This window comes from Streptomyces sp. CA-181903, from assembly GCF_050937075.1.
GTDB lineage: Bacteria > Actinomycetota > Actinomycetes > Streptomycetales > Streptomycetaceae > Streptomyces.
Map to the genome: position 1 here is coordinate 44,803 of NZ_JBNJLY010000002.1, position 25,683 is coordinate 70,485.

General features: G+C 72.1%; 24 protein-coding genes and 3 pseudogenes. 14 read left to right on the top strand and 13 right to left on the bottom strand.

Annotated features, from left to right (window positions below):
• Positions 1-157: 157 nt before the first annotated feature.
• Positions 158-3,288 (bottom strand): annotated as a pseudogene (locus ACQEVS_RS33125) (Tn3 family transposase).
• Between the two features lie 162 nt (positions 3,289-3,450).
• Here ACQEVS_RS33125 and ACQEVS_RS33130 point away from each other — a divergent pair.
• From ACQEVS_RS33130 to ACQEVS_RS33140, 3 genes are all read left to right on the top strand, one after another.
• A complete protein-coding gene (locus tag ACQEVS_RS33130; protein ID WP_433028394.1) occupies positions 3,451-4,818 on the top strand; it encodes a Helicase associated domain protein in 1,368 nt (455 codons plus the stop codon).
• Positions 4,784-4,912, top strand: coding sequence for a hypothetical protein (locus ACQEVS_RS33135; protein WP_433028397.1), 129 nt, complete (start codon positions 4,784-4,786; stop codon positions 4,910-4,912). Before ACQEVS_RS33130 ends, ACQEVS_RS33135 begins: the two co-directional genes overlap by 35 nt.
• Positions 4,913-5,087: 175 nt before the next feature.
• Positions 5,088-5,669, top strand: coding sequence for a hypothetical protein (locus ACQEVS_RS33140; RefSeq protein WP_433028399.1), 582 nt, complete (start codon positions 5,088-5,090; stop codon positions 5,667-5,669).
• Positions 5,670-5,867: 198 nt separating this feature from the next.
• On the opposite strand, the gene ACQEVS_RS33145 is transcribed toward ACQEVS_RS33140, so the two are convergent.
• Positions 5,868-6,497: a helix-turn-helix domain-containing protein gene (locus tag ACQEVS_RS33145; protein WP_433028402.1), complete on the bottom strand. Its 630-nt coding sequence runs from the start codon at positions 6,495-6,497 to the stop codon at positions 5,868-5,870.
• A gap of 145 nt (positions 6,498-6,642) precedes the next feature.
• Between ACQEVS_RS33145 and ACQEVS_RS33150 the strand changes: the two genes are divergently transcribed.
• Complete coding sequence (locus ACQEVS_RS33150) at positions 6,643-7,629, top strand: alpha/beta fold hydrolase (RefSeq protein ID WP_433028405.1); 987 nt, start codon at positions 6,643-6,645, stop codon at positions 7,627-7,629.
• A 238-nt stretch (positions 7,630-7,867) separates the two neighbouring features.
• Here the strand turns inward: ACQEVS_RS33150 and ACQEVS_RS33155 are convergent, their stop codons facing one another.
• From ACQEVS_RS33155 to ACQEVS_RS33170, 4 genes are all read right to left on the bottom strand, one after another.
• On the bottom strand, positions 7,868-8,440 hold the full coding sequence (locus ACQEVS_RS33155; protein ID WP_433028408.1) for a transcriptional regulator: 573 nt from the start codon (positions 8,438-8,440) through the stop codon (positions 7,868-7,870).
• Entirely contained in the window at positions 8,440-10,227 is a 1,788-nt protein-coding gene (locus tag ACQEVS_RS33160) for a helix-turn-helix domain-containing protein (RefSeq protein WP_433028411.1), read from the bottom strand. Before ACQEVS_RS33160 ends, ACQEVS_RS33155 begins: the two co-directional genes overlap by 1 nt.
• The gene (locus ACQEVS_RS33165) at positions 10,224-10,508 is read right to left on the bottom strand and encodes an XRE family transcriptional regulator (protein WP_433028414.1); all 285 of its coding nucleotides are present in this window, start codon (positions 10,506-10,508) and stop codon (positions 10,224-10,226) included. The genes ACQEVS_RS33160 and ACQEVS_RS33165 overlap by 4 nt, the downstream gene beginning before the upstream one ends.
• Before the next feature lie 666 nt (positions 10,509-11,174).
• Positions 11,175-11,987: a peptide deformylase gene (locus tag ACQEVS_RS33170; protein WP_433028416.1), complete on the bottom strand. Its 813-nt coding sequence runs from the start codon at positions 11,985-11,987 to the stop codon at positions 11,175-11,177.
• 274 nt (positions 11,988-12,261) lie between these two features.
• Here ACQEVS_RS33170 and ACQEVS_RS33175 point away from each other — a divergent pair, with 274 nt between their 5' ends.
• The 3 genes from ACQEVS_RS33175 to ACQEVS_RS33185 are packed head-to-tail and all read left to right on the top strand — an operon-like array spanning position 12,262 to position 13,172.
• Positions 12,262-12,414 (top strand): hypothetical protein, encoded by a 153-nt coding sequence (locus ACQEVS_RS33175; protein ID WP_433028419.1) that lies wholly within the window; start codon positions 12,262-12,264, stop codon positions 12,412-12,414.
• Positions 12,411-12,623 carry a hypothetical protein gene (locus tag ACQEVS_RS33180; protein WP_433028422.1) on the top strand — a complete coding sequence of 71 codons (213 nt, stop codon included), beginning with the start codon at positions 12,411-12,413 and terminating at the stop codon, positions 12,621-12,623. The genes ACQEVS_RS33175 and ACQEVS_RS33180 overlap by 4 nt, the downstream gene beginning before the upstream one ends.
• A 60-nt stretch (positions 12,624-12,683) precedes the next feature.
• Positions 12,684-13,172 carry a GNAT family N-acetyltransferase gene (locus ACQEVS_RS33185; RefSeq protein WP_433028425.1) on the top strand — a complete coding sequence of 163 codons (489 nt, stop codon included), beginning with the start codon at positions 12,684-12,686 and terminating at the stop codon, positions 13,170-13,172.
• Between the two features lie 295 nt (positions 13,173-13,467).
• On the opposite strand, the gene ACQEVS_RS33190 is transcribed toward ACQEVS_RS33185, so the two are convergent.
• A complete protein-coding gene (locus ACQEVS_RS33190) occupies positions 13,468-13,809 on the bottom strand; it encodes a hypothetical protein (RefSeq protein WP_433028428.1) in 342 nt (113 codons plus the stop codon).
• 439 nt (positions 13,810-14,248) lie between these two features.
• On the opposite strand from ACQEVS_RS33190, the gene ACQEVS_RS33195 reads away from it, so the two are divergent.
• The 3 genes and pseudogenes from ACQEVS_RS33195 to ACQEVS_RS33205 all read left to right on the top strand — a co-directional run.
• Positions 14,249-15,052 (top strand): alpha/beta fold hydrolase, encoded by an 804-nt coding sequence (locus ACQEVS_RS33195; RefSeq protein WP_433028431.1) that lies wholly within the window; start codon positions 14,249-14,251, stop codon positions 15,050-15,052.
• Positions 15,049-16,405 (top strand): annotated as a pseudogene (locus tag ACQEVS_RS33200) (PP2C family protein-serine/threonine phosphatase). Before ACQEVS_RS33195 ends, ACQEVS_RS33200 begins: the two are co-directional and overlap by 4 nt.
• Before the next feature lie 17 nt (positions 16,406-16,422).
• Positions 16,423-16,719: pseudogene (locus ACQEVS_RS33205) on the top strand (STAS domain-containing protein); the annotation flags it as partial.
• A gap of 152 nt (positions 16,720-16,871) precedes the next feature.
• Here the strand turns inward: ACQEVS_RS33205 and ACQEVS_RS33210 are convergent.
• Positions 16,872-17,111 (bottom strand): acyl-CoA dehydrogenase family protein, encoded by a 240-nt coding sequence (locus ACQEVS_RS33210; RefSeq protein WP_433028434.1) that lies wholly within the window; start codon positions 17,109-17,111, stop codon positions 16,872-16,874.
• A gap of 28 nt (positions 17,112-17,139) precedes the next feature.
• On the opposite strand from ACQEVS_RS33210, the gene ACQEVS_RS33215 reads away from it, so the two are divergent.
• On the top strand, positions 17,140-17,406 hold the full coding sequence (locus tag ACQEVS_RS33215) for a hypothetical protein (protein WP_433028437.1): 267 nt from the start codon (positions 17,140-17,142) through the stop codon (positions 17,404-17,406).
• Between the two features lie 148 nt (positions 17,407-17,554).
• Here the strand turns inward: ACQEVS_RS33215 and ACQEVS_RS33220 are convergent, their stop codons facing one another.
• On the bottom strand, positions 17,555-18,214 hold the full coding sequence (locus ACQEVS_RS33220; RefSeq protein ID WP_433028440.1) for a hypothetical protein: 660 nt from the start codon (positions 18,212-18,214) through the stop codon (positions 17,555-17,557).
• Positions 18,215-18,392: 178 nt separating this feature from the next.
• Between ACQEVS_RS33220 and ACQEVS_RS33225 the strand changes: the two genes are divergently transcribed.
• The gene (locus tag ACQEVS_RS33225; protein ID WP_433028443.1) at positions 18,393-18,626 is read left to right on the top strand and encodes a hypothetical protein; all 234 of its coding nucleotides are present in this window, start codon (positions 18,393-18,395) and stop codon (positions 18,624-18,626) included.
• Positions 18,627-18,913: 287 nt separating this feature from the next.
• Here the strand turns inward: ACQEVS_RS33225 and ACQEVS_RS33230 are convergent, their stop codons facing one another.
• The gene (locus ACQEVS_RS33230; protein ID WP_433028446.1) at positions 18,914-20,356 is read right to left on the bottom strand and encodes an alpha/beta fold hydrolase; all 1,443 of its coding nucleotides are present in this window, start codon (positions 20,354-20,356) and stop codon (positions 18,914-18,916) included.
• Between the two features lie 367 nt (positions 20,357-20,723).
• Between ACQEVS_RS33230 and ACQEVS_RS33235 the strand changes: the two genes are divergently transcribed.
• Both ACQEVS_RS33235 and ACQEVS_RS33240 read left to right on the top strand, forming a co-directional pair.
• Positions 20,724-22,031 carry a sensor histidine kinase gene (locus tag ACQEVS_RS33235; RefSeq protein ID WP_433028449.1) on the top strand — a complete coding sequence of 436 codons (1,308 nt, stop codon included), beginning with the start codon at positions 20,724-20,726 and terminating at the stop codon, positions 22,029-22,031.
• Positions 22,019-22,672 carry a response regulator gene (locus ACQEVS_RS33240; RefSeq protein ID WP_433028451.1) on the top strand — a complete coding sequence of 218 codons (654 nt, stop codon included), beginning with the start codon at positions 22,019-22,021 and terminating at the stop codon, positions 22,670-22,672. The genes ACQEVS_RS33235 and ACQEVS_RS33240 overlap by 13 nt, the downstream gene beginning before the upstream one ends.
• A 392-nt stretch (positions 22,673-23,064) precedes the next feature.
• On the opposite strand, the gene ACQEVS_RS33245 is transcribed toward ACQEVS_RS33240, so the two are convergent.
• From ACQEVS_RS33245 to ACQEVS_RS33255, 3 genes are all read right to left on the bottom strand, one after another.
• Complete coding sequence (locus tag ACQEVS_RS33245) at positions 23,065-24,090, bottom strand: hypothetical protein (RefSeq protein WP_433028454.1); 1,026 nt, start codon at positions 24,088-24,090, stop codon at positions 23,065-23,067.
• Positions 24,091-24,308: 218 nt separating this feature from the next.
• Positions 24,309-24,911: a cysteine hydrolase family protein gene (locus ACQEVS_RS33250; protein WP_433028457.1), complete on the bottom strand. Its 603-nt coding sequence runs from the start codon at positions 24,909-24,911 to the stop codon at positions 24,309-24,311.
• Between the two features lie 77 nt (positions 24,912-24,988).
• A partial coding sequence (locus tag ACQEVS_RS33255) for a GlxA family transcriptional regulator (protein WP_433028460.1) occupies positions 24,989-25,683 on the bottom strand: 695 nt, incomplete at its 5' end.

Consider the following 25,683-nt stretch of genomic DNA (forward strand, 5'->3'; position numbering starts at 1 on the left):
CCACCGGAGTGACGGGGCACGGCCGCGGAGGCCGGCGCGCGAGACCGTCCCGAGGCGGCGCTCGACCGGTGTGTCCGCCCGGCGCGCAGCGTACGCGCACCGCACTCCGCCACGTGACGGTTCAGGGAAGGCCACGGAAGCCCGGTGGAGCTCGATGTCAGTCCTCCTCGTCCTCGACGGCGTCCGGGTCCCGGAAGGGGCGCAGGCCCTGGCCGGGGCCGCTGGTGGTGATGTTGAACTGGTAGCGGCCCAGGAAGTTGATGTGCCGGTCCTTGAGCGGGGAGAGGCGGGCTGCGTCCTCGTCCGTGATGTCGTGGCCCTGGGCGCGGAGCTGGGCGAGGGCGGCGTCGAGGTAGCGGGTGTTCCACAGGACGATGGCGTTGAGGACCAGGCCGAGGGCGGCGAGCGGGTCTTCCTGGCCGTCGCGGTAGGCCTGGCGGATCTGGCCGCGGCCGCCGTGGCAGATCGCGCGGGCCAGGCGGTGGCGGGATTCCTGGACGGTGAGCTGGCGGTTCATCAGCCGCCGGTAGGTGTCGTCGACGGGGTCGACGAGAGCGAGCAGGTGCAGGGTCTTGTCGATGCGCCCGTACTCGGCGAACGCGGCCCCCAGCGGGGTGGGATGGCCCTCGCGGCCGAGCATCCGCAGCAGATCGTAGGCGCGGACCTGGTTCGTGATCAGCGAACCGGCGACCCGGAGCATGTCCGGCCAGTGGGTGACGATCCGCTTCAGGTTGATCTTGTGGCGGGCGATGGCCTCCAGCGGCCCGTACCCGCGGGCCGCCCCTTCGTCGTCGTCGGGGAGGTCGGCGCGCCAGAACCGCTGGTCGGCCAGGTCGCGGAAGCGCGGGGCGAAGCGGAAGCCGAGCATCTTGTACAGGCCGAAGGCCATGTCCGAGTACGAGGCGTGGTCGGTGGTGATCATCTCCGGGCGGACGCCGCCGTCGAGGTTGAGGAGGGTGTCGAGGGTGAACAGGCTGTCGCGCGGGGTGCCGCGCACGACCATCGCACCGACCCCCGCCACCTGGTCATTGACCACATTTAGCCAGGTCAGGCCGCGTTTGTACCCGTAATATTTGGGTGAGGGGCCGGTGTTGATGCTTTTGACGGGGACGACGAAGCGCAGGCCGTCGACGGAGGCGAGCAGCCCGCCGCCCCCCATCTGGGCCAGCCCGATGCCGCTCTGTGCGGCGATGAGCGCGGCGTTTCCGGCGGAGAGGGTGTGGGCGCGCAGGTAGTTCTGGTCCACGTGCGACAGCCGCGAGCGCGTCAGCGCGACCTGGCCCGGGCCGATGACCGGGGTGCGGCCGATGTTGCAGCTCTCGGCGACCAGCAGCGCCACGAGGGAGACGAGCAGGCCCTCCATGCGGGCGGTGCGGCCGGAGCCGTGGGTGAAGGCGTCGAGGAAGCCGGTCCAGGAGTGGACCTCGAAGAGCAGGTCCGGCAGGTCGACGCGCGGGAGCATCGCCTCGGTGGTCTGCTTCAGCCAGGTCAGCGACTCCGGCTCGCCGACGGCGCCGAGCTTGTCGACTGACAGGCGGGCGCGGCCGCCGCCGTCGGGGACGGCGATCTCCACCTTCGCTTCGTCGCCGGCTTCGGCGAGGGGGTCGGCCATCTGCCGCCAGGCCGCGTCCAGTCCGCGGGTGAGGCGGGCCAGGTGCTCGCCGACGTCCTCGGTCAGCGACAGGCCGGCCAGGACGTCGGGTTTCATCGTCTCCCAGCGCAGGCCGTCCAGCAGGCGGGCGCGCGGTCCGCCCACCGGTTCGACGGCGTCGCGAACACATCCCGCCGGTTCAAGGCGCGGTGCAGGAGTTCCAACACGCACACCACGTACGCGTCCCGGTCGACCGCGCCCTGCGGCAGCTCGGCGCCGGTGAACACCGCGCGCCGCCACATCGGCGGCACCAGCTCCACGTCGATCTCCCGCGGCAGCACCGGCCGCTCCTTGGGGCGGCGCCGCGCGAGCGCCGGCAGCCGGCGCACCGCCTTCAGGATCCGGCGGCCGGCCGGGGCGGCGCCGAGGGCGCTGGACTCGCCCAGCAGGGCCAGGAAGGGGCGGACGGTGTTGTAGCGCAGGGCCGGCTTCTCGCGCAGCGCGGCCTCCGCGCTGCCGTCGTCCTCCGGCACCAGGGCCTCGGCCATCACCACCGCCGAGGACACCGCCGCCTTCGGCACGGCCTCCTCCACCGCCGCCCACCACGCGGCCACGTCCAGGTCGGTGCCGGCCTCGCCCACCAGGTCCAGCTCCTGGGTGAGGATCTTCGACGCCTTCGCCAGGATGCGGGCGGCCTTCTCCAACTGCGGCAGCATCGCCAGGCGCTCCTTGGCCGAGGCCCGCCGCGCGGGGCTGATCAGCCGGTTCGCCATCAGCACCGCGAAGAGGTCCAGCGCGTCGTCGACCGCGTGGGCCTCCAGTTGCCGCACCACCGCCGTCAGCAAGGCGGTGCGCCGCGGCTCCGGTGCCCGCTCGATCGTCTGCGCCTTGCTCAGTTGCCCGTAGCGCGCCAGCGTCGAGAGCCGGTTCACCGGCACCGTGGCCAGGTTCACCCGCCCCAGCCCGAATGCGGCCAGCCCCTCCACCCGCTCCATCGCCCGCTTCATCGCCGTGCCCGTCGACGTCACCGGCGGCGTCCGCAGCCGCTCCAGCTCCGAGACCCGTTTACCCTCCGGCACCACCAACTGGGTCGCCAAGGCCGGCGCGAGCGACGGGTCAGCCCGGTAGGCGGCCCGCGCCACCGCCTGGTACAGCCGCCGCTCGGCCGCCGTACGGGCCTCCGACACCTGCCGCGCCAGCACCGAGACCCCCGGCAGCAGCACCCGGATCTTCCGCAGCCAGATCACCGCGTGGTGGAACAGCGCCACCGGCCCCTCCGCGTGCGTCCACGCCCGCCCGTACAAGAACCGGCGGAACTCCCGCCCCTACTTCCGATCGGTGAAGTCGCGGTACTTGAACCGCTCCTGGATCTGGTCCGCGTGCTCATAGACCGTCGACCGGCGCTCGGCGTACCGCTTCACACACGAGGCGTCCGCGATCCCCAGCTCGCCGGCCAGGAACTCCACGACCTCCCACGGCACCGCGAGCGGGTCCTCACCCAGGAACCGGCCGACGTAGCGCACCGTGCAGATCTGTACCGCCACCCCCAGCCGGTGCACGTCCGTACGCCGCAGCGCGATCAGGTCGTGGTCGTCATCGTCGAGGAAGAAGAACCGCTCCAGCTCTGGACGCGTGGGCATCTCACGGAACGTCCCGTACGCCTCGGCCTGCTCATCAGTTAAGAACTCCACCGGCACGAGGCGGACCGTAACCAGCACCGACGCCCGATCGGCGGCCTTTCCGCGAACATCCGCGAGCGCCCCAGCGGGTGTGCTAAACGACCATGATCGTTCTCACCGGGATTTCCTGTACCTCGACTACTCACACCCGAAGACGGGCTGCGGCCGGCCGCTCTGCGCGTGCTGAGTTCCGTGAAGGTGCTCGGCGAAGGGGTCGATACAGCGAATTGTGATTCCGTCGCTTTTTGTGATGCGCGGGCGTCGATGATCGATATCGTGCAAATGGTCGGCCGGGCACTTCGGATGAGACTTGGGGAAGGGAAGTTCGCGTCCCTGATCGTTCCGGTATTCTTCGCGCCTGGTGAGACGCCGGACGAAATGCTGACCTCTCCGGCCTACAGCACCCTGGCGAAGATCCTCGAAGCGCTCCGCGCTCACGACACCGACACCATCGAAGCTCTCGCCGACCCCCGTGTGCGCAGCGGCAGTTACGAGCCCGAGGAGATGGCCGGGACCGGTGAAGAGAGTCAGGAGCAGCGGGAGGAGGGTGTTTTGGGGCCGGGTGTGCCCGCTCGGGAGCTGCTGAGGTTCTCCGTGCCGCGGGATCCGGTGCAGCTGGCTCGGTTTGTGAAGTTGCGGGTGCTTGAGCCGGAGAACAGCTTTTGGCGGCGCGGGATCGAAGCGTGCGTGCGGTATGGGAAGGAGAGCGGCGTCGTGCAGTTGCGGGTGCCGTATGACTTGGTCACCCCGCCGGAGTGGTCGCCTGCGGGGTTTCCGCTGGGGACGTGGCTGGCCGGTCAGCGGCGCTTTCGCAAGGCCGGGCGTCTGGCCTCGGTCCGTGTCGCCGAGCTCGACGGGCTCGGGATGGTCTGGTCGCACCAGGACGTCGCTTTCGAGGAAGGGCTCGCCGCCGCCCGCGGGTGGGCTGCGGTGCACGGGCATTTCCTGCCGCCGGCCACCGCCGTCTGGGGCGGGTATCCGGTGGGGACCTGGGCGAAGAATCAGCGGACCGCGGCTCGGCTCGCGGACACCATCGCCGAGCGGCGCGCGGCCGGCCTCTGTGTCGAATCCAGCGCCACGGCACCCACCCGGGCGCGGCGCGAGGCACTGGAGGAGATCGATCCCGGATGGTGCCCGGTGTGGGATCTGGGGTGGCAGCGCTGTTTCCGCCTCGCTCAGGCTCGTGTCGAGGGTGGCGGGGCGGTTCCGACAGTGGCGGGTGAGGTGATCGTGCAGGGCGAAGACCTCGGACGCTGGGTGACCGGCTGCCGCCTTGGCTGGGATGACCTGCTGCCGGTCCAGCAGTGGCTTCTCGAGAACGTCCTCGGTCTCACCCCGGCCGGGGAAGACGAACGGCCCGTACAACGCACACAGGAAGACAGGTGGGCGCTCAACCTCCGGGCAGCACGCCAGTACCGTGCCCGTGAAGGACACCTCAACGTGCCCCGCAAGCACATCGAGCACCTGGAACCGGAAGGCGGGCCGGCAGGACGGTGCCGAGGAGCTTTTGGCGGTGAAGCTCGGCATGGTCCTGGACAACATCCGTAGACGGGCCGGCAAGCTCACCGAGCAGCGCCGCACCGACCTCGACGCCCTCGGCATGCGCTGGTCAGCCGCCGCAGCCGGCAGGAGCCGGCGGTAGGGGCGGCCAGTGTCGGCCGTCAGCCGTTTCGGTTCTGTCGCAGATCTGGTGGTGCTGGGTCGTCCGAAGATCGCGCTGGCGTCGATCCCCGGGGTCGGCCTGCTCGGAAGCCCGTGTCATGCTGGCCGATTGCGGTCGACCTTGATCGTCATCGTTGCGAGCGGAAAGAGAAGTCATGCGCATCCCATGGCGCCGACGGCCGGCCGGGCGGTCGCGGCGGCTCCTCGACATTGTGGGTATCAAGCCCGGATCGGTTGACGACACCGACGACCTGGAGGTCTGTCGGTACGTCGCCTTTCGGGTGGCCCGACGGGGTCACGGTGCGACCGCTGAGGTTCTGGCGGTCGTCGAGGAGCTGCTGGAAGACGAGGCCGAGTACGAGTTCGTCGTCACGTTCCTGGAGAACCTGCAAAACCTCGTGACCCACGGCCTTGAGGCGCTTCGGTCTGCCGACGAGGTCCGCCTGCTGCTCGGGCCTCGAAGCGCGATCTGCTGGGACACCGTCACCGCTTTTTGGGCCGCGGTGGCGGACTGGCGGGTTCGCACCGGCGTGCCGCTGGACTCTGCCGCCTCGCTCCTTGGCGTCCGGAACGAACACCTGCGTATGCTTCTGTGGACGGCGAACAGAACCCTTTCGACGGGCGAGAAGCTCGGGATCGCCGACGCTGTGCGCTACGAGAAGGCCGGCGGGTCGCCTGTCCCCGGGTACAGCCATATCGCGATCGCGCTGCGCATCGCGGGGCAGGGCAGGCCCTGACCCGGCGACGGGGGGGCCGTAAGCGCGCAGGTTTCACAAGGTCAGTGGCCGAGCCGGGTTTGACTGGCGGTCGGCAGGTGGCAGGGCTGAGCCGAAGGCTCGGTCGTTGTCACCGGCAGAGCCGGATGACGTGGTGAAGGCAACCGGACGAAGCAGCGTGGTGGTCACCGGCCGGGGCAGGCGGCTTGTCACCCCTGCTCATTCCGCAGTCTTGCTGTCATCCGTTGCGCGAGCGGCGGTCGGCAGGGTGCGCGGCCGTGGACGTTCTCCCTGGGGCCCGAACATGACCAGGTATTCCACCGGGCCGTCGGATCCGGCGTTCGCGACCCCGTGGGGGAGGCGGGTGTCGAACTCGACGACGTCCCCGGCAGTCAAGACGAGGTCCTGGCTGCCGAGGGCGAGCCACAGCCGCCCGTACAGGACGCACAGCCACTCGTAGCCCTCGTGGGACAGCTGCCGGGGGCGCCCGGGCGGCTGCGCGACGGCAGGCAGGAGGTGCTTGTGGGCGTGCAGGCCGCCGACGTAGCGGGTGAGCGGCAGCACCGCCTTGTCGTGGCCGAGACTGTGCGGCGTCGTGCCGCGGGGCCCGGCCGCAGGGACGGGTGCGCTGCCGACCAGTTCGTCCAGGGAGAGCCGGTATTCCTTTGCCAGTTGCAGCACCACCTCCAGGGTGGGCTTGCGCCGGCCGGTCTCGATCCGCGACAGCGTACTGGGCGAGATACCGGTCGCGCGGCTGACCTCGGCCAGTGTGACGTCACGGCGCTCGCGCACGGCCCGCAGCCGCGGCCCGATCGCCGCCGGCGTCCGGGCCACGTCGTCACCTGCCACCGTTGGCCGTTCCTTCCCACCGCGCCGCTTCACCGCCTTCTCCCGCAAGCTTGCCAGAATGGCAAGGCTGATCGCGTCGAGTGGCCGCCGCACCGCATGATCGACGAGTACCCGCCGGCCGAGCGCGAACCGAGGAGAAGTCCCCATGCGATCAACGCCGACCGCCGCACTGCGCCACCGCACCGTCGCGGCCCCTGCCGGGCGCCTGCACCTGGTAGAGCAGGGCACCGGACCGCTGGTCCTGCTCGTGCACGGCTTCCCCGAGTCCTGGTACTCCTGGCGCCGCCAGCTCCCCGCCCTCGCCGCGGCCGGCTACCGGGCCGTGGCGATCGACGTACGCGGCTACGGCCGCTCCTCCAAGCCCGCCGCGGCCGACGCCTACCGGATGCTCGACCTGGTGCAGGACAACGTGGCCGTCGTGCGCGCCCTCGGCGAGGACAGCGCGGTGATCGTCGGCCACGACTGGGGCTCCCCCATCGCCGCCGTCTCCGCCCTGCTCCACCCCGAAGTCTTCCGCGCGGTCGGCTTGCTGAGCGTCCCCTACACGCCGCCCGGCGGCCCCCGGCCCACCGACGTCTTCGGCCAAATCGGCGGCCCCGGGCAGGAGTTCTACGTCTCCTACTTCCAGAAGCCCGGCCGCGCCGAGGCGGAGATCGAGCCCGACGTCCGGGGCTGGCTCGCAGGCTTCTACGCGGCCCTGTCCGGCGACACCATGCCGGCCGAGAGCGAGCCCGACCCGCACTTCGTCACCCCGGGCGGCCGGCTGCGCGACCGTTTCCCCGCCGGCCCGCTCCCGGCCTGGCTGAACGAGGAGGACCTCGACGTCTACGCCGGAGAGTTCGAGCGCACCGGCCTGACCGGCGCCCTCAACCGCTACCGCTGCATGGACCGCGACTGGGAAGACCTCGCGCCCCACCGCGGAGCCCCGGTCAAACAGCCCGCCTTGTTCATCGGCGGCGCACTGGACGCCTCCACCACCTGGATGGCCGACGCCATCGACGCCTACCCCACCACCCTCCCTGCCCTGTCCGCCTCCCACCTCCTGGACGGCTGCGGCCACTGGACCCAGCAGGAACGCCCCGACGAGGTCAACAGCCTACTGACCGACTGGCTCGCCACCATTCAGGGCTGAACAGGCACTACGGGGGCGGCGTGGCGGTGCATTGCGGTGCGTGGCGGTGCGTGGCGGTGCGGTGCGTGGCAGTGCGGTGCGGGTGGGCCGCGGCGAGGGAGGGCCGGTCTGTTCGGTGATGCCGAGCAGCCGCACCGCTCGTGCTCCCTGACGCCGGTGACGGCAAGCGTCCTGGGTGACATCTGCCGTGCTTCGGCTCAGAACCTCTGTGGATCCGGGCGCCCTTTGTGGGGGTCTTCTACGCGGCGAACCCGACGTTGGTGACGTACTCGTACTGGCCCCACTGCGAGCCCAGGTCGACGATCGTGTCGTCCCAGGCCGCATCCAGGCCCTGGTGGTCGCCGGCCGCCCAGGAGCCGACGATCTTGTCCCAGCGGCGCACGTTCAGAGTGCGGTACTCCACCACCCGCTGCAGCGGGCGCGGGACCTGCGACTGGTTCAGGGGGTGGATCTCCACCCTCGTCCCGCGCCCCTCCCGGTTCAGACGCCTGAGCAGGTGCCGGGCGACGTTGAGCCGGCGCACCGCCCGGTAGGCGGCATCGATGCGGGCCAGGCTGGCCTTCGACGGTGTTCTCTTGCCCTCCAGCCATGCCTTCAGGGTGCGGTCGGTGACCGTCAGCCCGGCCTCCCGCGCGGCCTGACGGCTCTTGGCCGACCTTGTCAGGTAGTGCAGGCGCGCCATCCAGCCGCGCCGGGCGGTCACCGGGGTGGCGATGCCGCCGGCGAGCTCGTCGAGCTTGCGGGCGACGGCATCGCTGCCCTTGATGCCCCGGGCGCCGAACTTCCCGAAGTCGAGGTTCTTCTGCGGCACTACTCCTCTCCCTCCCCTTGCGTGTCCGTGTGCTCAGTGCCGGCGGTGTAGGTGTCCTTGACCTTGACCTCGGTAACGCCGCGGCCTTCGGGGAAGACACGCCGCCAGTCGCCGAGGACGTGGAGTTCGTCGGTGCCCATGGCGCGCACGACCGCCAGGCCCTCGTCGTGGGCCTTGAGCGCTTTCAGCCAGAGGTTGGCGAACGCCTGGGAGCGGATGATGTGCATCCAGTCCGGGCGGTAGAGCTCCCGGTTGTAGTGCGACTCCCCCATCGTCGAGACGAACTTGGAGTACATCGCCTTCACATACTCCAGCGTCACCTCGTCGCCCTCGGCGATCGCCGCATCGCGGGCGTCTTTCAGGGCGATGCGGAACTTCTCCAGCAGGTTCTCCGTGGCGCCGGAGGTGTAGGACTCGTGGATCTCCGGCGGCGCGCACAGCCGGTGTTTCGGACCCGACAGGCGCAGCAGCAGGCGCAGGGTCGGTTCGGTGACCCACAGGGGGCCCGGCTCGTCGCGCCGGCCGATCGGATTCGGCAGGACCGCTTCGTGCTCCCAGGCAGGTGGGGTGATCAGGTGGACGCCGGCGCGGCGGCGGTCGTGCGGGAGGCCGGCGGAGTGTTCGAGCCGGCCGAGGGGGAGGTGGGTTTTGAGGGCGGAGAGGTAGGCGCCGTTGATGTCCAGCGCCGTCACCTCATGCTTCCCCGGCGGCAGTTCGTGGCGGGTCCACTTCGGGCGGGCCTCCCAGATCTGGTCCGCACCGCGGGATGACTGCTTTTTGAGGATGTCCGGGATCCAGGGGTGGGCGACGATGTCGTAGCGGGCACCCTTGCGGGTCTCGTCCAGCAACCGCATCGCATCCGGGATCGCCCGCTTCAGCAGTACGGCCGTGGCTGCCTCCACGTCACCGTGATACTCGGCGAGCACGGCCTGCACCGACCGGGCGATCAGGCCCCCGGGGCCGGAAGGCTCCTGAAACGCGCGCCGGGCCGGGCCCTTGGCACGCTCGGCGGGACGCGTCGCCGTATACGAGGTGCGGGCCACCGGCTCGACGGCCGCAGCAGCCCTGATCCGGGCGGACGCGGTGACGGGCTGGGCGGGCGACACGGGGACCTTCTTGCCGGGCGTGGCAGTGGTGAGTTTGCCGGGCGTGACCGTGGCGGGCATGGCGGTGGCGGGCTGGGCGGGCGTGGGCTTGCCGGGCGTGACCGTGGCGGGCGTGACGGTGGCGGGCGTGGCAGTGATGGGCTGGGCGGTGATGGGCTGGGCGGTGGCGGGCGTAACGGTGGTGGGCTGGCAGTCGGCCGGGGGGAGGTGCTGGGCGAAACCTGCCACCCGGGTCCCGGCCGGCTGCCCACACAGCACACACGGCTCGGACACGGCGAGGACCTCCACCTCATCACCGTCACCGCCTTGTCCGGGCGCCGGGGACGACGGAGGGATGTCCGCCGCGGCAGGGGTCCGGGCCACGGCCTGCTCCGCGGCAGACGGCATGACCGGGACGGCGCCGGAGCCCGAGCCGGGGGCGGAGCCGGAGCCCGTGCCGGGGGCGAATTTGACGGCCAGTCCGTCCAGGAGGTAGGCGTACTTGGTCCGGATCTCCCCGACCGGGTCGCGGCCGCCCTCCCAAGCGGCAACCGTGGACGGACTCACCCCGAGAGCCCGGGCCACCTGCGCCTTGGACAAACGAGCCCGCTCCCGCAAGTCCTGGCGCACCCGGGGAGAAGGGAGCCCGGCTTCCGGACCGACGACAGCGAGCAGCGAGTCGACCGCCTCGAAATCACTCACCGGCCTGCTCCCTTCCCGGCGTTGGTGTTGCGCCACCGGGCGGCGGGCAGCGTCTCGCATGCCCGGACCGGGCCCGCCAACAGATCCAGCACGGCGATCTGGTAGTACCCGGCCAGGACCTCGACATCACGCAGCGTCCACGAGGTGACCCCGGACTGCCGACGCGAGATCTGCGTCTGCGTCAGGCCCAACACCACGGCGAGCACCCGCTGCGAATCACCCGTCGCCCGCATCAACGCAGCCACCGTCAACCGCAACGACTCCTCCAAACCCAGACCCATACCCCCCACCCTACGCCGCGTTAATGCAAAATATGCATCACATATCTGTGCGAGTGCGCTGAAGCTCCCCACGGTGCACCGCCGTCCACCGGCAGGCCGTTCTCAGCCTCCTCACAGGCTGACATCCCAACCCCCCCCGCCTTCCTCCCAGATTTTCCCCCCCACAAGTCCCCACCCTCCTCTTGGGGAAAGGCTCTGCGGTCGCGGTGACACGGAGGCAGCACCACCTGAAACGGCCATCGAGACACAGCAGGCCGGCCACGGCCAAGCAGACCATCCTCACCACCCAGCCCGCCACCAAAGGATGCCGGCGGCCAGGCCACGCGGAAGGGCTCGATACGCGGCGAGATCGTGGAGGAGGAGGTGTACGGGGTGCGACATCCGACGAACCGGCCCCTGCCAATGGCCGGCACCGGGTACACCACGGCATCCGATATCCAAGCGCGCCCCGGAAACGATGCCACCGCAAGAAGAACGCCGCCCACGGCCGCGACGCCTGCACCTGGCCTCCCAGGCCTCCCCCAGCCGAACCGGCCGGCAAGCGCGTGCCACCAGGACAGGCCGCGCACCGCCGTATCGCAGCGAGGGCGGTGGCCCCGGCTGACGCCCGCCCGTCACAGGACCGGCATCGGGCCGGCGCGGGGCCCGTGACGGCCGGGCGGAGTGTCATATCAGACGGTGCGCCCGGAGGTCGGTCACGTACCGGGTGATCAGGTCCGGCGACAGGTCGGGAATGTCACTGTCGTCGTCGAAGGCCGCGGCCCGGATCGCCGCGCGGAACCGGTCCGCCGGGACGGCGGAGCCGGCCAGTGGCTCCTGCCGGCTCGGCGAAGACGTACAGCAGCAGGAAGAGCGAACGCGCCGGGCGAGCCCGCGCTCGTACACCGTGGTCACCTCGGCGCCGTCCAGTTCGGTGGTCACCACCGTGATCGTCAGGGGGCGGGGAACCAGGCCGCGGACGCCGAAGAACGACAGGCACCCCTCGAACTGCTCGTCCATCTCCTGCGAGCGCGCGATGACGCGCGGATTGTGCAGGACGATCGCCGCGGCGGCGGGGTCGGCGGGCCGGACGACGGCCACCGCCCAGCCGATGCCCACCTGCGGCGCCGCGAGACCCATGCCCCTGACGAAGGGGTACACACGCGCGATCCGCTCCATCGCCGCGAACAGCCTCCCGACCGTCCGCTCGTTTGACCACGTGATAGGTCCGGTGCCCTCTCGCGCATCGTCACCCAGCGCGGTGACAGCCCGCGCGGTGAAGTCCACCGGGAGCGCGTCGAAATGCGCGTGGCAGGCGCCGGTGCCCCGGGCGTAGAAGCCGGCGGGTGCGACGTTCACCGCGAACAGACCCAACACGAGACGGGTGAAGACATCCGGGAGGATGAGCCGGCCGCGGTAGCACGGCTGCGCGAGGGACACATCCGAGCAGAAGACGACGACCGGCAGACCGAAGACCTCACGAACCTCACGCAGCACCACCCCCGCCCCCTTTGCCAACCGCATAACCACCGCCAAGACCGCACGCCTGCAGGCAACGCGGACATCCGCCCCCTCACAGCGGCCACCGCGTCCTCCAAGACCACCACCACCATCGACAGACAGGTAAACCGCTGGACCCGGCAGATGACCGCAACCCTGACCAGTCCGACCGCACCCAGCACCTTCAACCCGAACAACCACCCACACGACAAGACACCGCCGACCCGCCCGGCGCGGATAGCGGCTCAGGGTTCCCACTGCCCCGAAGTTGTCGGTGGCCGCCTTCCACGGCGGACAGGGCTTCTCCCTCACCCTCGACCGCGTCGACATCAACGTCGACATCCGCCCCCGCTTCGACGCCCACGACGCCGAACCCTCGTCCGCAAGGCTGTCGCCGGGCTGCCCGGCTCAGCGCCGACCGAGGTGACGACGGTCGCCGCGTGGCCGCCGTTCCGCCTCGTCGAGGGCGAGCAGCCCGCCGCCGCCCTCCTCGACGCCGCCACCATGGCAGGAATTGCTGTGCGGATGAAGACCGCGGGCCCGTCGGACACCGGCAATGCGCTCGCCGGAGAAGGCATCGCGGCAACGGCCACCGGCGGCGTGCTCTACAAAGAAGGCCCGGTCGTGATCGTCTGACGAATTCCAGGCGCCGAAAATCGATCGGTGAAAGCGGCACACCTCGGCTATAGAACTCTCATGACCTGGCAACTGGCCCCCGAAGCCTTCGACACAGTCGCCGCGACCAGCCTGCGCCGTGACTACTACGACGAGGTAGCCAGCCGCTACTGGAAGCGCCCCGCGACCTCTCAGGAGATCGACCAAGGCCTGGCCAACGACGGCGTCGAACTGCTTACGTCGCCCACCGGCCAGTTCGTCGTGGGTCGCTTCGACGGCGAGGCTGTCGCCTGCGGCGGGCTGCTGATGCTGGATTCCGAGCGCGCCGAACTCACCCGCGTTTACCTGCGTCCCGCCTTCCGGGGCAAGAAGGGCGCCGGCCTCCTGCTGGAGCTGCTGGAGAGCGAGGCACGCCTGCTCGGCGCCTCCCGGATGGTCCTCAACACCCGCCTCGACCTCGTCGAGGCCCGCTCGCTGTACGTCCGCCACGGCTACCACGAGATCCCGGCGTACTGCAGGGGTCCGTACGTCGAGATCTGCTACGGCAAGGATCTCGGCCGGACCGACTGACCAGCTCGCGCTGTCCCGGATGTATCACTTCCATCCAAAACCCGGGCGATGGTGTCGGACACGGTCTGCCTGCGCGAGCCCTCGAGCCCATCGCGGGCAAGCCCTGGGCCGCCGTACACGACCGGACCGAAATCGGCGGCGGCGGAGAGCAGCAGTGGTGTCCACGCGCCCGCGCCTCTCCCCCAGGCGGTTACGCGGCCGGGGGACAGGCCGCCCGCCCTGCGGCGTGCCTCCTCGGGCGGCCTGGACGGGTGTCTGCTCCTCTTTCTCTTCCCGGGTGCTTTCGGCAGGATGATCAGTGGGCGGTGCGGGTGTTCCAGATGGCCTGGCTGCCGTCGTAGATCACGACGTTGCCGTCGTCCTGGACGGCGAGCCGGGAACCAGGGTGGCCGGCGGTCTTCGAGTCCCATACCGGATTGCCGGAACGGGTGTAGACGACGAAATTGCCGTCGGTCTGGAAGACCGCGTGCCAGCCCTGGTTGACGGTACCGGTGTTCCAACGGGCCCGGCCGAACTCGTCGTAGACGACGAGATTGCCGTCCGTCTGCATGACCAGCGTGGCCGTGTCCGAGGTCCAGGACTGGCCGCGCTCCAGCACCGAGGGTGCCTCCAGGACCCGGGTGGCTTTGATTCTCACCGCGGATGTGTCTCTCGCGCCGTCGGCCGTGGTGTGTGCGGTCGGCGCCGCACTCGCCTGACCCGCGAGCGTCAGCGTCGCGAGTGCGGAGACCGCCAGGAGTGCACTGGCCCTCTTCTTCGTGTTCTTCACGGCAAGGGCTTCCTTTCGCCGGATCGGTCGCCCACCGGCTTCTGCCGGGGGCAGCGGTCCGAGTCTGCCACCGGGTCGGGGGATGACGACCGGGCAGCCGTGCAAGGTGACGCGTTCGCATCGACTAATGGCCAACCAGGCGCGTGTGCGGTGGAGTTGGTGGTGTTGCTTGCGTGGTTTCCGGTCTTGGAGGGCGGTTCTGAGGAGCCGGGTCGCCCCTGGACGGAGGGGGCCGGTGGGCCGTGGCCGCAGCCGTCGTCCTGGGGCGCCTTACCGGTGTCCGGCGGCGGATGTGAGGATGGGTGGTATGTACATCAGCCGCAGGAACAACGTGACGACCATGGGGCCCGCCGACGGGCCGGTGGTGGTGCTCGCGCATGGGTTCGGCTGCGATCAGAACATGTGGCGCCTGACCGCGCCCGTCCTCGCGCAGCGGTACCGCGTCGTGCTGTTCGACTACGTCGGCTCCGGCGGCTCGGATCTGTCGGCCTGGAGCGAGGAGAGGTACTCCTCACTGGACGGATACGCCCGCGACGTGGTGGAGGTGTGCGAGGAGCTGCGGCTGCGGCGCGCGGTGTTCGTCGGGCACTCCGTCAGCGCCATGGTCGGGGTGCTGGCGGCGCACGCCGCTCCGGAGCGCATCGGGGCGCTGGTGATGGTGGGGCCCTCCCCCTGCTACATCGACGACGGCGACTACCGCGGCGGGTTCACCGCGCAGGACATCGACGAGCTCCTGGCCTCGCTGGAATCGAACTACCTGGGCTGGTCCTCCGCCATGGCCCCGGTCATCATGGGCAACCCCGACCGGCCGGAACTCGGGCAGGAACTGACCAACAGCTTCTGCGCCACCGACCCCGACATCGCCCGCGTCTTCGCCCGCACCACGTTCCTGTCCGACAGCCGCGAGGACCTCAAGAGCGTGAGCGTGCCGACGCTGGTACTGGAGTGCTCCGAGGACGTCATCGCGCCGCGCGAGGTCGGCGCCTTCGTGCACGCCGCGATCCCCGCCTCCCGTCTGGTGACCCTGGACGCCACCGGGCACTGCCCGCAGCTGAGCGCTCCGCAGGCCACCACGGAGGCGATCCTCGACTTCCTGGCGGAACTGCCGTGACACGCCCGAAGGGCCCGCGCGGGGACGACCCGGCGAGTACGGACGCGGCGTTCACCGCGCTGCTGGAGGACAACGCCGAGGAGTTGTACGAGTGCGCTCCCTGCGGCTACCTCTCGACGCTGATGGACGGCACCGTCGCCAAAGCCAACACCACCCTGCTGGACTGGCTGGGCCTGCAACGGCAGGACGTGGTCGGGCGGCGACGCTTCACCGACCTGCTCACCGTCGGCGGGAAGCTCTACCACGAGACGCACTTCGCACCGCTGCTGCGCATGCAGGGCGAGCTACGCGGCATCGCCCTGGAGATGAGGACCGCCGACGGCGGCCGGCTGCCGGTGCTGATCTCCTCCGCCATCAAGTTCGGCACCACCGGCGAGCCCCTGCTGATCCGCACCACCGTCTTCGACGCCCGCGACCGGCGCGCATACGAGGAAGAACTGCTGCGCCGCCGCCAGGACGCCGAACACGCCCGGGCCGAGGCGGAACACGCCCGCATCGAGGCAGAGCGTGCACGGGCGGAGGCAGAGCGTGCACGGGCGGAGGCCGAACAGGCGCGGCGGGAGGCCGAGGCCGACCGGATCCGGCTCGCCGACACCCTCGCCGTACTCCAGCGCTCGCTGCTGCCCGACTCCCTGCCCGCCATACCCGGGCTGCGGACGGCCGTCCACTACCACACCGCCTCCACCGACCGGCTCGGCGGCGATTTCTACGACCTGTTCCCGCTCGACGGCAAACGCTGGGCGTTCTTCCTCGGCGACGTCTGCGGCAAGGGACCGCAGGCCGCCTCACTGACCTCCCTCACCCGCTACACCCTGCGCGCCGCGGCACTCCACGACCCCGATCCGGCGGCGGCGCTGACCACACTCAACGCCGTCCTGCACGAGCGGTACGCCGCCGGCGGCGACCCCCGCTACTGCACCGCCATCTTCGGCGTGGTCGAACCCGACGCCGACGGCGGACCCGCCACCGTCCACCTCGCCTCCGGCGGCCACCCCCCGGCCCTCGTCCTGCGCGCCGACGGCCGCGCCGACTACCTGCCCACCCCGGCGGACTCCTCATCGGCATCCTGCCCACCGCCCCCACCAGCACCACCCACACCACCCTTGCCCCCGGCGAGACCCTCCTGCTCTACACCGACGGCCTCACCGAGGCACGCACCGGCCCCGGCCGCGACAACCTCTACGGAGAACAAGCCCTCCGCACCTTCGCCGCCGGCCTCGCCCCGCCCCACCCCAGGAAACGATCACCGCACTGACCGGCCTGCTGGACAGCTTCGGCGACGGCCTGGACGACGACACCGCCCTCCTCGCCCTCGGCGTCCCCACCTCCACCCCCACCGAACACTCACCATGAGCCAGCTGAACATCACCCGACACGACACCCCCACCGGCCCCGTCCTTCACGTGGCCGGCGAACTCGACTACGAACACGCCACCGCCCTGCGCCGGCAGGTGGACCTCCTCGCCCTGCGGCCGGGACAGTGCCTGGTCCTCGACCTGTCCGGACTGCGATTCTGCGACTCCACCGGCATCACCGCGCTCCTCGCAGCCCGCCAGCACGCCCACGCCGCCGGCGCCGACATCACCCTGAACGCCGTCCCCGCCAACACACTGCGCATCCTGCGCGTCGTCGGACTCGACCGGATCTTCACCATCCGGACCGAGTGAGACGCACGGCGGGCCCTCGGTACGGGGGTTGAAGAAAGCGGCGGCCTATCGCACAGCAGCAGCCGGCGTTCGCCGACGGCTTCCAGCCATTCACGGCCCGGGAGATAACCGGGTTCGGTGTCGGCGCCGAAGCGCACCACGCGGGCGAAGTATCAGGCGAGCGCGATGTGCACGGAGTAGGCGATGGCCACCGAGGCGTCGACCCGGGCGACCCGAGCGGTGATCACCGTCAGGTCGTGCAGCCGCTCGACGCCGAGGCCGCCCAGGTCCACCGGGACGATCGCCGCGAAGACGCCGGCCTCGGCGAGCCCCTCGACACTCTCACGCGCGAAGCGTCCCTCCTGGTCGGTGATCCGCGCCTGGTCGGCGAGGAAGCCGTGGAGTTTCGCCACCGCCGCGACCGCCTGCTCGCCACTGGTGGTGGCCGGCCGCAGCTCGGAGTTCAGCGACGGGTGGGAGCTGGTTCAGGCGCCGCAGCCGACGTCCGCGAACCACGAGATGCCGCGCTACTGCCAGTCCTCCACGTGGCTGCCGATGACCGTGCTCAGCGTCTCCCCTTGCACGGTCATCTGCGAGGAGCGGGAGAAACCGTTGCAGGACCTGCTGGACAAACTTGGCTTCGAGATGCTCTCGGTGCCGTTCCGGGACGTCTTCGACTACGGCGGGTCGCTGCACTGCGCGGCCTGAGACGTGCACCGGGAGGGCGGCATGGAGGACTACTTCCCTCGGCCGGACTACACGCTCGTCGCCCCGCCACCCCCGCCGCCTGATCCGGCGCGGCGGCGGGGCGTGAGCGCTCGGGAGGGGGCGCGGGCTGTGTGCCTTCTCCCGCCGTTCATCCGCCCGTGCCGGCGCGCCAGGCGTCGAACTCCTCCGGCGTCGTGACTTCGTGGTCGAGCACCGCGCGGTACACGTCGTAACCCGGCGTCTTGTCGTCGGCCCGCGCGGCGAGCGCCTGTTTGATCCGGAGGATGCGGACGCGGTGCGCGTCGGTCAGCCGGGGCGGCAGGGCGCGGACGTGCGCGAGGTCGGGCTGGCGGTCGGGCTCGTCGACGAACCAGATGTCGAGTGTCCACTCCCGCCCGGCCTCCGAGCGGTACTCCACCCCCAGGTAGAGGCCGTCCGGGTACATCGGGTCGGTGTTCCAGTGCCCGGTGTCGTCGCGGAAGCGGACCTGCCGGACCCGGTCGTGCACCGCCAGCACGGCGCCGATGTCCGCGACGGCCTTCTTGGTCCCCTCCGCCAGGTCAGGGCAGACCACAGTGATGTCGACGTCCCGGCGCACCATCAGCCCGAGCGCCGAACTGCCCACGCGTACGGGCTCCCCGCGCTCCGCCAGCAGCGGGCCCAACTCCAGGTCGCCGATGACCTCGTCGGCCTCGGCCTGGAGCACCCGCTGCTTCGCGAGGATCGCGGCCGGGTACTCGGCGGGCGTACGGACGGGCGCCTGACCGCCCCCCATTTCCCGGGACGGAAGGTTCGATTCCGCCGTCATGGCTCCCCCCTCGTGAGGTGATCTCGATGGCACCACCCACCGTACTGGTCGGCACTGACACTCCCCCGGCGCAGGTCTCCCGCCTCCCGTGGCCCGCGCGGAGTGTCGTGGTCCGGCCCTTCGGGAGGGGCCGGTGGCCTGGTGGTGGGTGCGTGAGGCGTGATCGCGTCGTAGTGGCGTGGCCGGCGTGACCGCCGCCGTCGGGGTGGCCGATCATCTCGTCGGGGGCCCGCGTACGCCTGCGGAGCCGGCCCAGGTCACCGAGACGCACGCCGCCGCCCTGTACCGGGTGTTGCGCCTGTTCGCGACGCGCGGGCTGTTCGAGGAGGACGCGGAGGGGCGGTTCCGGCTGGCGGAGGCGGGGGGCCGTTGCATACGGACGCGCCCGTGCCCGTACGGTCGGCGGTGTTGATGCTCACCGATCCGACATTGCGGCGGCCCGCGGGCGAGTTGACCCGTTGCGGGGGCCGGCCTCGTGATCCACGAGGACAGGCCGTGGGTGAACTCCGTTCCCGCCTGGTGTGGGCGAAGTTCACGTTCGGACACGTCATCGGCGGCGTGAAGATCCTCTCCGACAAGGGCCTCGCCCTGCGCGCCGCCACCGCAGCGCGCAGGGCGAACTCCCGGCGTCGAAGGCGTAGTTCAGGAGGGCGACCTCCGGCCGGCGGGTTTCGGGCCCGGTCGCCCCTCCGCCCCGCGTCACCCCGACGCCGAGCACAGGGCGTACGGCGGCTGCCCGGTCGGGTCGTTCAGATAGCGCGAGAACGCCTCACTCGCGCACGGTGAGGTGTACGCGGCACCGTGGCCATCGGCGTCGGCCAGCAGCACCCGCGTGGTGGCCGGGAGTTGACGGAGGACGGCGAGGGCGTTGGCCAAGGGAGTGGCCGGGTCGTGGAGGTTGTTGGCGAGGAGGATTCCGGAGCGCGGGGAGACGCGGGGTACCCGCGGTGGATCGGGGACCGGCGACGGGTGACCGGCGCAGTTCCCGGCGACGTCCCAGAACACCGTGGCGCCGAAGCGGGGTGCCGTGTGGCGCAGGCGGTCGGTGTGGCCGGTCAGGGCACTGTACCGGGACGGCACGGGGAAGTCCGAGCACAGTACGGCCCTGGTCAGCCCCTCCGCCCCCGCGTCCTTCTCACCGCCGGGCGGGTGCGCGAAGCCCGAGGCGTCGCCGCCGGCCGCGGCGCGCAGCGAGCGGGCGAGGCGGGGCCAGCCGTACTCCTCCAGTCGTCCGCCGCTCATGTGGCGCACCGTCGCCCTTCTCACGTCGTCGCCGGTGACCCGCCGGCCGGTGCCGGAGGCGGGCAGGGACGGGGTGGCGGCCAGCCGGTCGAAGACGGCTCCGGCGTCCCGGCCGTGCAGGGCGCAGGCGCTGTTCTCCGCGCACCAGCGGGTGAAGCGTGCGAAGGCGTTCTCGACGCCGGCCGCGTTGCGGGCGGCGAACTCCGGGAGGTCCACCGAGTGGTCGACCAGACCGTCGAGGACCAGCGCCCGGGGCGGGCGCCGCCGGTAACGGTCGAGGTAGGCGGCGGCGTAGACGGTGCCGTAGGACCCGGCGTAGGCCACGAGGCCGTCCCGCTGCCCGATGGCGGTGCGGAGGGCCTCGATGTCCTGGGCGGTGTCGTCGGCGGACAGGTGCCTTGCCGGTTCGCCGGTCCGGCGGAGGCAGCTCTCGGCGAACGCGCGGTTGGCGGCGGCCGCCGCGTCGAGGCGCGCCTGCGACGTGATCACCGCCGGCCGGTCCGGCGCGGGCCGGTCGCAGCGCATCGCGCCGCTGCCGCCGACCCCACGCGGGTCGAACAGCACGACGTCGTGTTTCTCCCGCCACCGCCGGAGGTTCATCAGGGGCCCGATCTCCCGCAGGTACGCGATGCCCGCGCCGGGACCGCCGGGGATGAGGAGGATCGGGGGCTCCCGCCGGGTCGACGGGCGGGCGGCGGGGATCTTCTCCAGTCTCAGCCGGATGCGCGGGCCGTCCGGACGGGTGTGGTCGACGGGTACGGGGAGTTCGGCGCACTGGGCCGGCATCCCGTCCTTGGTACCGCAGTACCGCCAGGCCGGTGCGAGGGCGCGGTCGCCGGTGCTGCCGGCGAGGGCGGCGCCGGCGGGCAGCCCTCCGGCCGACGCGAGTGCGAGCACCACCGCGCCCAGGATGGCGGTGGTCCGCAGGATCCTCCGGGCTCGTGACACCCACCGGAGACCCGGTTCACCGTCGAGAGACATGGCTGGGCCTTTCGTCAGACTGTGGCTGGGCCCTTCGTCGGACATGCCTGAACCCTTCGTCGTGGGCGCGGACGACCGCGCGACGGTCTTCTCCGCGTGCCCGGGGAGCGTCCGTTCCGGCAGTCTGTGCCGCGGGAGCGTCGCGGCGCGCTCCGGCGGCCACCCGGGTCCTGGGTACCGCCTGCGGTACCCAGGACGGCCGGGCGCCGCACGACTCGGCCGTCCCTCCGGCACCGCCTCTTCCCGGCCCTGTCGGCGGCGGCCCGTCCGGACCTACAGTGCACGGGTGATCAGTCAACCGGCTTGGTTCGGGCGGCCGTTGTCGTTCGACGGGATACGTGACGGGGCCGTGGCGGCGGCGGTCGCGCTCGGCCGGCTCGCCGGCGGCCTGGGGACCGCGCTGGGCGCGCTCACCGCCCTGTCCTGGGCGGTGAGCGTCGTCGCCCTCTGTCCCGTGGGCGTGGGAGTGCCGCTGCTGCCGACCGTGCCCCGCGCGCTGCGCGCCGCCGCCGGGCGCGAGCGCCTCCGGCTGGCCCGGTGGGGGCGGACGATCGTCGTCCCCTATGCGACGCCCGTGCCGGGGCTGGGCCCGGTGGCCCGGTTCCTCGCCGTGCTGGCGGATCCCGCGACGGGCCGGGACGCTCGATGGGCTCTGCGGCACGGCGCGTCGGGGCTGCCGGCCGGCCTCCTCGGGCTGCTGCTGCCGGTCCTGGCGGTGCGGGAGACCTCCTACCCGCTCTACTGGTCGCTGCTGCCCCGGTCCATGGCGACGTCCGGACTCGGGTTCCGGGCCGAGGGCTGGCCGGTGGCGGTGGCCGTGGGCGCGGAAGGGCTGGGCTGGTGCGTCGTGGCGGCCCTGTTCCTGCCCCGCCTCGCCCGGGCGCAGGAGCGGGCGGCGGCCCGGCTGCTCGGTCCCCATCCGCGTGTCGACCTGACGCGGCGGATCGCCGAGGTCACCGCGAGCAGGGCCGCCGCGCTGCGCGCGCACGCCGCGGAACTCCGCCGGATCGAAAGGGCGTTGCACGACACGGTGCAGAACCGGCTGGTCGGCGCGGCCCTGCTGATAGGGACCGCCCGGCGCGCCCGCCCCGAGGACGCCGCCCGGGCGGATGGGCAACTGGACCGCGCCCAGACGGCCGTCGAGGAGGCGCTGGCCGAACTGCGCGCGGTGGGACACGGGATCTTCCCCTCCATACTGGAGGAGCGGGGGCTGGACGGCGCGATCACCGGGCTGGCGGCCGAGTGCGCGGTGCCCTGCCGGGTCGACGTGGGTCCGCTCGGGCAGCCGTCCGCCTCCGCTTCGGCGACCGCGTACCACGTCGTCGCCGAGGCGCTGGCCAACGTCGCCCGGCACAGCGGGGCCGCCCGGGCGGAGGTGACGGTCCGGCGCGCGGGTGACGTCCTGCGCGTCCTGGTCCGGGACGACGGCCGCGGCGGCGCCCGGGAACGGGTGCCCGGGGGAACGGGACGGGCGGGTGGAACCGGCCTGGCGGGGGTGCGGCAGCGTGTCGAGGCCCTGGACGGGGCCCTGGTGCTCACCAGCCCGGCCGGCGGGCCGACCGTCGTGGAGGTGGAACTGCCGTGCGCGTGGTGATCGCCGACGACGACACGCTGATCCGGGAGGGGCTGTCCGCGCTGCTGACGGCCGAGGGCTGCGACGTCGTGGCGGCGGTGGCGCACCCCGACGACCTGTCGGCCGCGGTGGCCTCCCACCGGCCCGACGTCGCCGTCGTGGACGTCCGGATGCCGCCCACGCACACCGACGAGGGCATCCGGGCCGCCGTCCGGGTCCGGCGGTTCGCGCACCCGCCCGCGGTGCTCATCCTCTCCGCGCACGCCGAGCAGTCGTTCGCCACCGAGCTGCTGACGGCCGGTGCGGCGGGGATCGGTTATCTGCTGAAGGAACGGGTGGGCCGCGTCGAGGAGTTCGTCGACGCGCTGCGCCGCGTGGCCGGCGGCGGTACCGCCATCGACCCCGAGGTGGTCTCGCGGCTGCTCGCACGCCGCCAGGCCGCGGACGCCGTCGCCGGCCTGACCGCCCGCGAACGCGAGGTCCTGGCCCTCATGGCCGAGGGGCTGGGCAACATGGCCCTCGCCCGCCGCCTCGGCATCAGTGACAACGCCGTGCAGAAGCACATCCGGAGAATCTTCGCGAAGCTCGGCCTGCCGCCGAACGACGATGTGGACCGGCGGGTCGTGGCCGTTCTGCGCCATCTGGAGGCGCTGGGCCGCTGACGGGCGGTCCGCCCCGGGCCCGGCTGCCGGCGGACGGCGCGGCTGCCGGCGGACAGCCCCGTTGCCGGCCGCCGGGACGTCCGCCGCGGCGTGCTCGGCGTGGGCGACGCCACCGCCCGCGCTTCGCGGCGCGGGCCGCCCGCCGGATCGTCGGGACACTCGCCGGCTGAAGCCCAGAGGCTGGGGAACGGGGCAAGCAGCCAGGGCCGTACGCCAGGGGGCGGGGGCGGGTGACCGGCGTCACCGGCGGGCGGGTGGCCGGCGCCCGCCCGGGTCGGGTGTGGAGCCGAACGCGGTCCGGCGGTGGATCGGTGGGCGTCGGTGGCACGGGAGCGGGGTGGAGCGGGACAGGGTAGTACGCCGGAGGGGCGGCGTCGTCAGGTGGCGGTTGCTCATGGGTTCGGGTTCGGAACCGGGGCGGGCCCGGTGGTGGTGAGGTGGTGGGTGGCAGGCAGGGGCGAGGGGGTCATCCGGTCTTGGGCCGCCTTGAGTTCCGTCAGTGCGAAGCAGCCGACGCACAGGGTGAGCAGGCCGGCGATGAGGTCGGCGGTGTTGGCGACGCCCAGCAGGGCGGAGGTGGCCGGCGAGCGTCCCACGTCCATCCAGCCGCCGCCCGCGAAGGCGACGCCGACCCCCGTCCAGGCCATCGTCAACGGCACGCCCGCCCGTGCCCGTCCCCACCGGCGGAACACCAGCGCGTGCAGGCCTGCCGCCCCGGCCAGTGCGCCCAGGCCGTGCACCAGGTCGCCGGTGCGGCCGATGGCGTTGCGGCGGGTGATCCACTCCGCGTTCATGCCGAGGTCCGAGCCCAGCCCCCACAGCAGGCGGAACGCTCCCGAGAAGACGAGGAAAGCCAGGGCGAGCCCGGTGAGCACCCGTTGCATGCCCTGGGTGCCGGCCGGGTCGGTCAGGTCCCGGACGCGGGTGCGCAGGAGGGCGCCCCAGCGCTCGTCGGCGTACAGCGTGAACGCCGCGAGCAGGACCAGCCCTTCGGCGCAGAGCCCGCCGTAGACGACGCCGAACACCCAGGGGCTGAGCATGTCGTTGGACGTGGCCGGGTTGTCCGCGCCGGTGGCCGCGATGACGCCCTGGCCGACCGGCAGGGCGATCATCAGCGAGACGAGCATGCCCGTCGCCACCCACATCGGGAAGAGGATCAGCCAGGCGCGCACGTGCCGCCCGCCGGGCCGGGTCAGGACGTGGGCGATCAGCGCCGCGATGGCGTCCATCCCGAAGGTGACCGCGTTGGCCGCGATCCACTGCCCCCGCGACAGGTTGCCGAGGTCCCGCACCCCGACGTCGACCCCGAAGACCCAGAGCAGCTTCAGTGTCAGGTACGGCAGGCACGCGACGACGGCGAAACGGGCGAGGAGGCGGCGCCGGCGGGCCCGGCGTTCGAGGCGATCGTGATCAGGCATGGGGACGACTCTGTCGCGCCTGGTCCGGCGGCTCGTCATGCCAGGGGACGGAGTCCCTCCCCGCGCGGTGGAACGGTCTTCGCCCGGTCGGGGTACGGCCGTTGTGCGGGCGCTGTAGGGGGTGCTGTAGGGCCGTTGTGCGGGCGCTGTGCGGCGAACGGCGGTCTCGTTCGGTACGTTCCCGGGAGTGGCCGCCGCGGTGCCGGGCCGCCCGTGTCTCAGGGCGTGAGGTCCGCCACCCGGAGGGCGACGGTGCCGAACAGGTCCCTGATGGCCGTCAGGGCCGCGGTGTGGAGTGTGGCGGCCGGGACCGTCGTGCCGTCGGGGGCCGTCAGGGCGCGGGTCGCGGTGGCCTCGGCGACGACGGTGGGGCGGTAGCCGCGGGTGAAGGCGCCCTGGGCGGTGTGGCTGACGCACATGTGGGTCATGAAGCCGGCCAGTACCAGGTCGGGTCCGGCGTTCAGGGCGCGCAGGGTCGTCTCCAGGCCGGTGGCGTGGAAGGCGTCGGGGAATCGCTTGACCACCACCGGTTCCCCTTCCTGGGGAGCGACCTCGTCGCTGATCGCGCCGATGTCGGACCGGATGTCGTACGCGGTGCCGACGCCTCCGTCGTTGACCACGTGCACCACCGGTGCGCCCGCGGAACGGGCGGCGCTCAGCAGGCGGGCGCCGGCGGCAAGGGCGGTCTCGGCGCCGTCGAGGGCCATGACGCCGGTGCGGTAGGTGTTCTGGAAGTCGATCATGATCAGCGTGCTGTCCTTCAGGTGCGGCAGCCGGTCGTCCAGGCCGATGACGTCACGCAGGGTCGTCGAAGCATGCATGGGGAGATTTCCTCTCGAACTGCCGCACCAGGCGTGCGGTCGGGGAAGTGGAAACAGATGGTGATCCGGGGGAGGGATCAGGTGGTGCGGAAGCGGCGGCGGTACGCGGCCGGGGTGGTGCCGATCTGCCTGCGGAACGCCCGGTGCAGCGTCTCCACCGACCGCAGGCCGCAGGCCCGGGCGACGTGCTCCAACGGCTGGTCGGTGGTCTCCAGCAGGCGGCGGGCGGCCTCCACCCGGGCGGCCTCGACGTAGCCGGCCGGAGTGGCGCCGGTCTCTTGTGCGAACACCCGGGAGAAGTGCCGTTCGCTCAGACACATCCGCTCCGCCAAGGCGGCCGCCGACAGGTCCTCGTCGAGGTGTTCGCCGACGTACCGGCGCAGCTCGTCGATGTCCCTGCGGGACGACGCCGGGCGGCTGATCGGCACGCTGAACTGGCTCTGGCCGCCGGGGCGTTTGAGGTAGACGACCAGTTGGCGGGCCACGGCCAGCGCCAGGTCCTCGCCGTGGTCCTCGGCGACCAGGGCGAGGGCCAGGTCGAGGCAGGCGCTGATGCCCGCCCCGGTCCACACCCGTCCGGAGCGGACGAAGATCGGGTCCGCGTCGACGTCCACCCGCGGGTAGTCCGCGGCGAGTTGCGCGGCGGTCGACCAGTGCGTGGTCGCCCTCCGGCCGTCCAGCACTCCGGCCGCGGCCAGCAGGTGCGCGCCCACGCACACCGAGGCGACGCGCCGCGCGTGGGGTGCGGTGGCATTGATCCATTCCACGAGGC